The sequence below is a fragment of the Pseudomonas sp. FBF18 genome, assembly GCF_024261405.1.
GTDB lineage: Bacteria > Pseudomonadota > Gammaproteobacteria > Pseudomonadales > Pseudomonadaceae > Aquipseudomonas > Aquipseudomonas palmensis.
This window is the reverse complement of record NZ_QKRS01000001.1, coordinates 796,244-804,970: the sequence shown is the minus strand read 5'-3', so window position 1 is coordinate 804,970 and position 8,727 is coordinate 796,244. Positions and strand designations below refer to the sequence as shown.

At 63.5% G+C, this 8,727-nt stretch carries 7 protein-coding genes; 4 read left to right on the top strand and 3 right to left on the bottom strand.

Annotated features, from left to right (window positions below; genetic code table 11):
* Positions 1-259: 259 nt before the first annotated feature.
* A complete protein-coding gene (locus DN387_RS03835) occupies positions 260-640 on the top strand; it encodes a RidA family protein (RefSeq protein WP_043862834.1) in 381 nt (126 codons plus the stop codon).
* A gap of 25 nt (positions 641-665) precedes the next feature.
* On the opposite strand, the gene DN387_RS03830 is transcribed toward DN387_RS03835, so the two are convergent.
* Both DN387_RS03830 and DN387_RS03825 read right to left on the bottom strand, forming a co-directional pair.
* Positions 666-1,718 (bottom strand): hypothetical protein, encoded by a 1,053-nt coding sequence (locus DN387_RS03830; RefSeq protein ID WP_054916645.1) that lies wholly within the window; start codon positions 1,716-1,718, stop codon positions 666-668.
* A gap of 16 nt (positions 1,719-1,734) precedes the next feature.
* The gene (locus tag DN387_RS03825) at positions 1,735-2,871 is read right to left on the bottom strand and encodes a hypothetical protein (protein ID WP_054916646.1); all 1,137 of its coding nucleotides are present in this window, start codon (positions 2,869-2,871) and stop codon (positions 1,735-1,737) included.
* A gap of 188 nt (positions 2,872-3,059) precedes the next feature.
* Between DN387_RS03825 and DN387_RS03820 the strand changes: the two genes are divergently transcribed.
* Both DN387_RS03820 and DN387_RS03815 read left to right on the top strand, forming a co-directional pair.
* Positions 3,060-4,181, top strand: coding sequence for a carbon-nitrogen hydrolase family protein (locus DN387_RS03820; RefSeq protein WP_054916647.1), 1,122 nt, complete (start codon positions 3,060-3,062; stop codon positions 4,179-4,181).
* Positions 4,182-4,184: 3 nt separating this feature from the next.
* Entirely contained in the window at positions 4,185-5,225 is a 1,041-nt protein-coding gene (locus DN387_RS03815; protein ID WP_054916648.1) for an AraC family transcriptional regulator, read from the top strand.
* 287 nt (positions 5,226-5,512) lie between these two features.
* Here the strand turns inward: DN387_RS03815 and DN387_RS03810 are convergent, their stop codons facing one another.
* A complete protein-coding gene (locus tag DN387_RS03810; protein WP_054916649.1) occupies positions 5,513-6,391 on the bottom strand; it encodes a DUF2242 domain-containing protein in 879 nt (292 codons plus the stop codon).
* Between the two features lie 303 nt (positions 6,392-6,694).
* Between DN387_RS03810 and DN387_RS03805 the strand changes: the two genes are divergently transcribed.
* Positions 6,695-8,572: a methyl-accepting chemotaxis protein gene (locus DN387_RS03805; RefSeq protein ID WP_054916650.1), complete on the top strand. Its 1,878-nt coding sequence runs from the start codon at positions 6,695-6,697 to the stop codon at positions 8,570-8,572.
* The last annotated feature ends 155 nt before the right edge of the window (positions 8,573-8,727 follow it).

The window sequence follows — 8,727 nt, the reverse complement described above, 5'->3', positions numbered from 1 at the left end:
GTTGGCTGCAGACCACGTTTATTATGGCCCGCAGCAATGTATGCACAGGGTTATCCACATTTGAGTGCGCAAGAAGTTGCGCAGTTGGGGAAATCGGCCGGGAGCATTTCAAGAGGCAAAACGAGCGTCGACTGACCGATCGATCGTCGCCGACAGGCACCCACTCACTGACGACTGAATGCGCTCGCCATCGCACCTCATTCGCCATGACCCTGTAAACTGTCGGCCAACTTGTCCCCCCCTCAAACGAGAGCTGCCCATGGCCAACCACGACCTCACCTTCGTTCCCGATCTCGATGCCGACTCCATCTCCTCCGACGTTGTCGGTTTCGGCGGCGTGCTGGTCTCCACCCAGATCCCGACCCGGGCAGACGGCAGCCTGGAACTGGGCGATATCACCCTGCAGAGCGAATGCACCCTGCAAGCCCTGAAGGTGGCACTGGAGCGCGCCGGCAGCTCGATGGACAGGGTCATGCACCTGACCATCTACCTCACCGACATGGCCGACCGCGCCGCCTTCAATGCAGTGTACCAGCGCTTTTTCGCCAAACCATGGCCAGTGCGGGCCGCAGTTGGCGTGGCCGCCCTTGCGGTCGAAGGCATGCGCGTGGAAGTGACGGCCATGGCGGCCAAGGGCTGAGACCAGCCGTAGGCGGTCACCTGGCTCAGGACCGCGGCAGGCAGGCCAGCATCTGACGAATACGCTGCTGGGTATAGCCGGCTCGCGCAGCCGCCTCATCGATCGACTGCCGAGTCACCGTCTGCTCGATCAACCCGCCTTTGCGGGAAAATCCGGCCTGGCCAAGCACGACGAAATCGACTGGCTCGCTGATACCGTTGTAGGCACGGATATCGCTGGCGCTGCTGGCTGCTCGCCCTCTCCGGCAGCCGTCCCCTGGTTTGTCCGGGGACGACCGAAAAGGGGGCGTCAGGCCTGACTCGACAGCGCTGCAGCGCTGCCCCACAGGGATAGGGCCGGATGCCTGTGCGGTGATTGCATTGGTGTGCAACAACTGGTGCAGCGCGATTGAGCCTTCGCCAAAAGCCGGCCCGCTTTCGCCCAAAAGCGCGAACGTGCCGTGCAGGCCCTTGCCTGCGACCCAGACGATCGATCCCAGCATGCTCGCCTTGGCGGCCACCGCTATGGGCAGTGACTCGGAGTCCAGAGGCTGCACCTGGCCATCCACCTTGTGGCGCAATGAGGTAGTGGAAACATAGCTCTGCACCGTGGCGCCGCTCACGGTGTCAAGCAGCGGCCCCTTGCGCAGGCGGCCCTTGCCATTTCCGATGAGGTAGCGCCCATTGCCGCAGGATGTTCTGGCCTGCCCTGGCGCAAAGGGCTCGACTTCCATGGCATACACGCAGAACTCGGGCGTGTGCTCGGCAAACCCTTTGAGTTCCGCCTTCAGAAAAGCGTTTCGGCAATCAAGGTCGCATCGATAGCGGACACCTTTGCGCATGATCGAAAGGCCGTTGGCGATATAGGTGAACCCATGATCGCCAACGGTGTAGGCGCCCTTGCCACCATCCGGATTCACTGCCAGCCGCGCACGCACGGCGATCGAGCCATCCTTGAACACTCGCGTCACCAACACTCGGGAATCACCCTTGCTGCTGGTCAGTGTGCCAGGCGTACCGCAATCCTCGGCGCCTGAAGCCATTGACGCGGCGAGCAGAAAGCCCGCAGCAAGCCCGGACAGTACCGTTGCGCCAGACATTCTCGATCCCCCCCGCTCAAGGACCAGCCGCAGGAGCGGCGGAGATACTGATATAGAAGTCGATGGTGACTTCGCCCTTCTGGCTATCCGTCAGATAGGCCTTCAGCGGTTTCTGGGTCTGCCTGAGCGCCTTGACCTCCACCCAGTAGCTTCTGTTTTCAGTAATCACTCTGATTTCGGCAGCGCCCTGATCGGATGAGTCCTGGGTTGCGTAGGTGATGCGCAGGTCGCCGGAGGAGTTCAGGATCAGAAAGCGCTCCTGCCCGCCTGCCACCATGTCCAGTGTGGATCCGGATGGCAGCCCTTTGATCGAGGGCACTTGCCCCTGAAACGGGTTGCAACCGGGAGCATCACTGTCAAAGCCCGGTGCAGTGGTGTAGATGCGCGCAATCCATTCATTGGCCTCATCGGCCAGCAAGGCCGCCTGGAGCTGCTGCTGGGCGTTGAAACGTCCATTGATGGAAATAGGCGCCAGGCCGGCTGACCACGCGTTCTTCGTGCCGTCCTGCGGGGGAACCGGCCGTGACCCGATCGCGTCGGAGATGATCCGGTACGTCACCTCAGGGGCAGGCTGCAATGCAGCCAGGTAGTTGTTGAGCGCCGCGACGATCTCGACCAGTTTCTCCTTGTACACCCTGTCGAATGCCTTCGCCCTGGAAATCGCGCCATACAACGAGTAGGCATTGGTAATCGACACGGCTCCAGAGCCAGCCTTCAGCTGGGCGATGCGCCTTATCAGCTCGTTACCCTCCTCCAGGCTGGCCCGCTCGTATATCGACTCGACACACATCACCGCTTGCACGCCACGGTGATAAAGCTGCTCTCTGGTGGGTTTGTACTGCGCAGCGGAAAAACCATAGAGCGATGCACTGCCAGCCGCAAGCGCTGCCACCTGGTGACCGTTGCCTGCAGTGACGGCCTTGTAGCCCCCAAGACCCAGCGCACCTGCCAGCGCCAATGACGATCCCGACTGCCAGTAGGCCAATCCGTTGGTCTTGCCCTGGAGCTCCATGCGGATCTTGCTGGCCAGTTGCGAGCCAGTGGCAGTCTTTGTTTCAGGCGCGATACTCTGCACATAAGGGTTGAACAGCGCACAGGATGCGAGCAGCGCGGCCCCGCCCATGACCAGCAGTCTGACCAGCCGTATCGTCATGATGCCAATCCTTTGGAAGGCTGTAACAACGACGATAGATCCGCCATGGCAAATAGCAAGTGCGCCAGTATTTAAGACGCCTGCAGCTGTCCTATGCTTCGGCTCAGGGCCCAGTGCGAGCAGGATATGTTTCACCAACCCCCTGTTTCCAGTACCCTCGACGCAACTGCGGACATACATCTGATTCCATGCGAAAACTTCTGCTTGGCGCCCTGGCGCTTGTTCTGACTGCCATGCTCCTGGGCTATGGCCTGTGGACCGAACAACGCCCGGCCGGCCACTACCTGTCCGACCTTCGTGTTGAAGTGGCGCTGAACCAGGGCGTGCCCGCCGACAAGGGCAATCTGCTGGGCATCGAGCCACTGCTGTATCCGGGCGACTACCAGAACCTGGCCCTGCTGCACCGCAAGCTCGCCGCCTACCTTGAACACGCTCGCACCCAGGGCCTGGTCGGCCCGCGCACGATCGTGGTGCTGCCCGAGCATATCGGCACCTGGCTCTGGGCCCGCGGCGAAAAGAAAGAGCTGTACCAGGTCACCCGCCTGCAGGAGGCCTGGCAATGGCTGGAGCTGAGCAACCCGCTGCGCTACGGGCTGGCGATGTTCAACGCCGAGGGCGACGACCGCCGCGCCGATGCGCACCTGCGCATGAAGGCCACGCAGATGGCAGCCGACTACCAGCAACTGTTCGGCGGCCTGGCCAGGGAGTTCGGCGTGACCCTGGTGGCCGGTTCCATCGTGCTGCCCACGCCGTATGCAGAGCAAGGCATCCTTCACAGTGGCAGCGGCGCGCTGTACAACAACGGCGTGGTATTCGCCAGCGACGGCAAGGTGATCGGCCAGCCGCAACGCCAGCAATACCCCGACAGTGAAGTGCGCCGCTTCATCCGCAGCGGCGACGCCTATCCGCTGCAAGTATTCGATACACCCGCAGGCCGCCTCGGCGTATTGGTGGGCAGCGACAGCTGGTACCCGGCCAACTACCAGCAACTGGCCGCGCAGTCGGCACAACTGATCGCGGTACCCGCCTTCATCAGCGGCCGAGACAGCTGGACCGCCCCCTGGCGCGGCAACCGCCACCAGCCGATGGCCGTGAGCCTGCCGCTCAAGGCCGGCCAGGTCGAGGAAGGCCAGGCCTGGCAGCGCCTGATCGGCCACGGCCAAAGCGCCGATACCACCCTGCTGAGCGTGTTCCTGCGCGGCCAGTTCTGGGAAATTGCCGGCGACGGCCTGGGCTTCACCAGCCGCGACGGGCACTACGTCAGTGCCAGCAGTCATCCCGGCGCGCGCCTGCTCAACCTCTGGCTGTAACCGATGAACCGACCACGGGTACGCCTGGGGGATCTGTCGGTGGGGTTCATCCAGAGCCTTGCGCAGGCGCTGCAGCAACTGGGGCATGATCCGGCCCCCCTTCTGCAACGCTACGGGCTTGTGCCTGCACGGCTGGCCGAAGCCGGTGCGCGCCTGTCGATTCCGCGCTACATGCACCTGGGGCATGCCGCCATTGCACTCAGCAACGAACCGGCGCTGGGCTTGCACATGGGCCGCCTGAGCCGCCTGAACCAGGCCGGCCTGGCCGGTGTAGCCGCCGCCCAGGCCCCTACCCTGGGCGAGGCCGCGCGTACGCTGGTGCGTTTCGAGCCGCTGTACGCCGCCAACTACCGTGGCCAGTCCAGCCTCCATGAGGACAATCAGGGCGCCTGGCTGCGCTTCTATTCGATCAGCCCGTACAACGACTACAACCGCTTCGTGGTCGACTCGGTACTGGCCGGCTGGCTGGCACAACTGTCGGGGCTGGTGGGGGTGGCATTGCAGGCGGAGCGTATGGAGATCGAGTTTTGCGCGCCCGCCTATGCCGACCGTTACCAGGCCCTGTGCAGCAGCCCGGTGCAGTTCGGGGCCACACATAATCAGTTGCGCCTGGACCGCGCCAGCCTGGCGCTGCGCAACCCGGCCCATTGCCCCAGCACCTGGCAGCACCTGTTGCAGCTATGCGAGCAGGAACTGGCGGAGCGCACGCGCATGCGCAGCCTGGCTGAGCGTATCGCCCATCTGCTGGGGCCGTTGCTCAACGGCGGACGTGAACCGGACCTGGGTGAAGTGGCGGCGCAGCTGCAACTGCCCACGTGGACCTTACGGCGCAAGCTGGCCGAGGAAGGCACGCAGTTTCGGGCGATTCTGAACGACACGCGCCGCGATCTGGCTGTGACCTACATCCGCGACACGGAGCTGGCCTTTGGCGAAATAGCCTACCTGTTGGGGTTTGCGTCGGCAGAGGCCTTCCAGCGCGCATTCAAGCGCTGGAACGGCGTGACGCCGGGGGACTTTCGCCGCAGCCAGCGGCGGGGCGCATGAGCCCGATCAGAGCTCGGTAGCGTCTTCGGCCGGCTCTGGCGGGTCGAGTTCGAATGCGCGGTATTCCAGCAGTTCTTCTTGATAGTCGTCCATTGCCTGCTCCTTGATTTTCTCGATCATGTCATTGAGTCGTGCTTCACCCTAAAGTGCCCAGGTGAAGAAAAAATGACCGTGACGTGACAGGCTGGCGCAAGGTGGCTCGCCCTTCGCTGGCAAGCCAGCGAAAAGCACAAGCGCTCAGCCCATTGAGATAAACGTAGCAGGCAATCGATGATTTATCCGATGCGTCACAGCGGCGCAGGCGCGTCGGCCGTCGGGGCCGCTGGAGGCTGCGCCGGTGCGGCGGCAGGCTCGGTGGGCGGTGCAGTCTGTTCGACCGTGATCGGCGCCGCATCCTGGGGCGGCGCCACAGGCTGCGAGCTCTTGCTGTCGTCGACCAGCGGTGCAGCCGGCGCTTGCGCTGCCGGTACCGCCACCACCGGCGCTGCAACCTCGGCAGGTGCCGCAGGGGCCGGAGGCTGCGCCGGCGCGGCCTCGACGGCCGGAGCGCTTGGCGCAGCAGGCGCAGGTTCGGGCACTCCCAGGTCGAGAGCCGGCTTGGCGGGTTCGGCCTTGGGCTCGACCTTGGCCTTCTTGCTCGGCTTGGGCAGGAAACTCTCGACCAACGCAAAGTAGCGCTCGTAGAACTTGGGCGAGGTCACCGTTTCGCTGGCCACTTTGACCATGGAGTCGTCCGACGAGCCGATCGGCATCGACACCGACCCCAGCACACCCACCCCGAGGCTGGCCGAAGTGTTGGATTTTTTCAGCGCATAACGGTCCTGCAGGGCATTGGCGAACATGGTCGAGCGCTGACCGGAACCGGTGTCGTTGGCACAGACCACGTTGAAGCTGATCTGCAGGTGCGAGTCGCCCGTCTGCTGGAAGCTCTTGTTGCCATTGACCTGGCCCGGTTCGCTGGTGGTGATGATGTAGCCCTGGCTGAGCAGCGCGCGCCGGGCAGCCTCGCAGGTACCTGCTTCGCTGACCGGAAAGCTGCGCGAGAAGGTGCCCGAGTCGTCGAAGTTCTCGTGTTCGTAGATGGCGGCTTTCTTCGAGGAACAGCCGGCAACGCCCGCCAGCACAAGGGCCAGCCCGAGCGCAGTGAAGACGGTTGACTTTGACATTGAAAATCCTGCGAAAAACGGTCGGCGCCTATTGTGCATCACATCCGCAGATGACTGAAACCGCAACCGGGCGATCCGGCACTAAATTTCACCTGCACAGCGGCTGGCCTGCACTACACAGCCGTCCTGAACCATTGGTCGCGATTTTTTTCGCTCACTATTTAACCAGCTTTCCCACGTCATACCGGGAAATGTCTGACTCCCCGCTACACCTTGAGCCCATCGATACTGGCCTGGCATGCGACAGAAAATGGCAATGCGCCACTACGTCAGCCACTGACCATCGACCCAGGAGCATTCAAGGTGAAAAACATATCGGTGAAAGTGAAGCTGGCCCTCGGTTTCGCGAGTATCGTGCTGCTGATGGCGCTCCTCGCCGTGATCGGCATTCGCAGCCTCAACACCCTGACCACCCGTGCCGATCGGCTGGTGTCGGTCAATCACGTGCTCGACCACACCAATGACATTCGCGCCGCGCGCCTGTCGTATGAACACCACGGCGATGAAAACCTTGCGGCGCAATTGAACACCTCTTACAGCACCCTGGTGGCGCTGATCGAGGAGAACCTCCAGCGCCTGGACGACGCAGTGTCCAGGCAGCAGTTGCAACACGTGCTGGAAAACATGCAGGGCTACATGCAGCAGTTTCGCCAGCTGCAAACCGCCCAGCAGGACATAGGCCGCATCCAGGCCGATTCCGAGCGCCTGGGCAGCAGCCTGCAGAACGATGTCCGTACGCTGACCCAGGCGCTGTACCAGGACGACGCCAGTAACGTCCGTCGCGACCTTGCCACCCTCAACGACGCCCTGAGCGACCTGCGCCAGAACAGCCTGGCCATGATGCGCGAGGGCAGCACCAAACGCCTGGACACGGTGCGTGAGGCCCACACGCGCGCCAATGACAGCGTGAAGCGCCTGGGCAGCGGTCACCCGCAACTGGGTAGACTGCCCTCCGACCTGGACCAGTACCTGCAACTGGCCGAGCGCTTTGCCCGCGATGTCGAGCAGCAGGCCCGCAGCCGTACGGTGCTGGTGAGCAATATCGAAACCAGCCTGGAAGCGATCAATACGCTGATCGCACGCCAGAATCAGCTCAGCGTCGACGAGTCCAGCCACAGCCGTGCGCTGATGCTCGGGCTGCTGGTTGGCGCCATGCTGCTGGGCGGTGCGATCGGCTGGGTGATCATCCGCCAGATCACCCAGCCGCTGCAGCAGGCCGTAGTGATCGCGCGTCGTATCGGTGCCGGCGACTTGAGGGATAACAGCAGCGAGCTGCGCCGTGACGAGTTTGGCCAGTTGCTCCTAGCCCTCTCCCAAAGCGGCGACAACCTGCGCGGTGTGCTGGGCCAGGTGGGCACCGTTACCGCTCAGTTGTCAGCGGCGGCCGAGCAGCTCTCGGCCATCACCGAACAGACCCGTGCCGGCGTCGACAGCCAGAAACTGGAGACCGACCAGGTCGCCACGGCCATGAGCGAAATGGTAGCCACGGTGCAGGAAGTGGCGCGCAATGCCGAGCAGGCCAGTACCGCCACCCGCCAGGCCAACAGCCAGGCCAGCCAGGGCAATCTGGTGGTACAGCGCGCACTGACCCAGATCGACCAGTTGGCCGACGACATCGGCACCTCCGCCGACGCCGTCGGCAGGTTGTCCGAAGAGAGCGAACGCATCGGCAGTGTGATGACGGTGATCAATGCCATCGCCGAGCAGACCAACCTGCTGGCGCTCAACGCCGCCATCGAGGCGGCACGTGCCGGCGAGGCCGGGCGTGGCTTCGCCGTGGTGGCCGATGAGGTGCGCGGGCTGGCCCAACGCACCCAGCAGTCCACCGCAGAGATCGAGACATTGATCGGGTCATTGCAGCAGGGTGCGCAGAGGGCTGCAGAACGCATGCACACCAGCCAGGGCATGGTCGGTACGACAGTCGGGCTGGCCAATGAGGCAGGCGTGGAGCTGCAGGCCATCACACACACGGTCACGCACATCCAGGCCATGAACGTGCAGATCGCGACCGCCGCCGAACAGCAGAGCGCGGTAGCCGAAGAGATCGGTCGCAGCGTGATCAGTGTGCGTGATGTGGCCGAACAGACGTCCACCGCCTCGGCGCACACTGCCACCTCGGCGGCAGAGCTGGCGCGCCTGGGCACTGAGCTGCAAGGGCTGCTTTCGCGCTTCAAGGTCTGAGGGGCATATTCTTTCGCCAGCAAGGCCGGCACCTGCAGGCAATACGTCGCCAGCAGGTGCCAGCCTTGGCGGCCATGCTTTTCTGCAGGCACAAAAAAATCGACCCTAAGGTCGCTTTTTTTGTTGCTTCGAGGAGTTCAAGGGCCTCGAGGCGG

Coding starts and splice junctions, on each gene's coding strand:
- DN387_RS03815 (WP_054916648.1), top strand. CDS start 4,185: ATGAACCGACCACGGGTACGCCTGGGGGATCTGTCGGTGGGGTTCATC.
- DN387_RS03830 (WP_054916645.1), bottom strand. CDS start 1,718: ATGTCTGGCGCAACGGTACTGTCCGGGCTTGCTGCGGGCTTTCTGCTC.
- DN387_RS03825 (WP_054916646.1), bottom strand. CDS start 2,871: ATGACGATACGGCTGGTCAGACTGCTGGTCATGGGCGGGGCCGCGCTG.
- DN387_RS03820 (WP_054916647.1), top strand. CDS start 3,060: ATGCGAAAACTTCTGCTTGGCGCCCTGGCGCTTGTTCTGACTGCCATG.
- DN387_RS03810 (WP_054916649.1), bottom strand. CDS start 6,391: ATGTCAAAGTCAACCGTCTTCACTGCGCTCGGGCTGGCCCTTGTGCTG.
- DN387_RS03835 (WP_043862834.1), top strand. CDS start 260: ATGGCCAACCACGACCTCACCTTCGTTCCCGATCTCGATGCCGACTCC.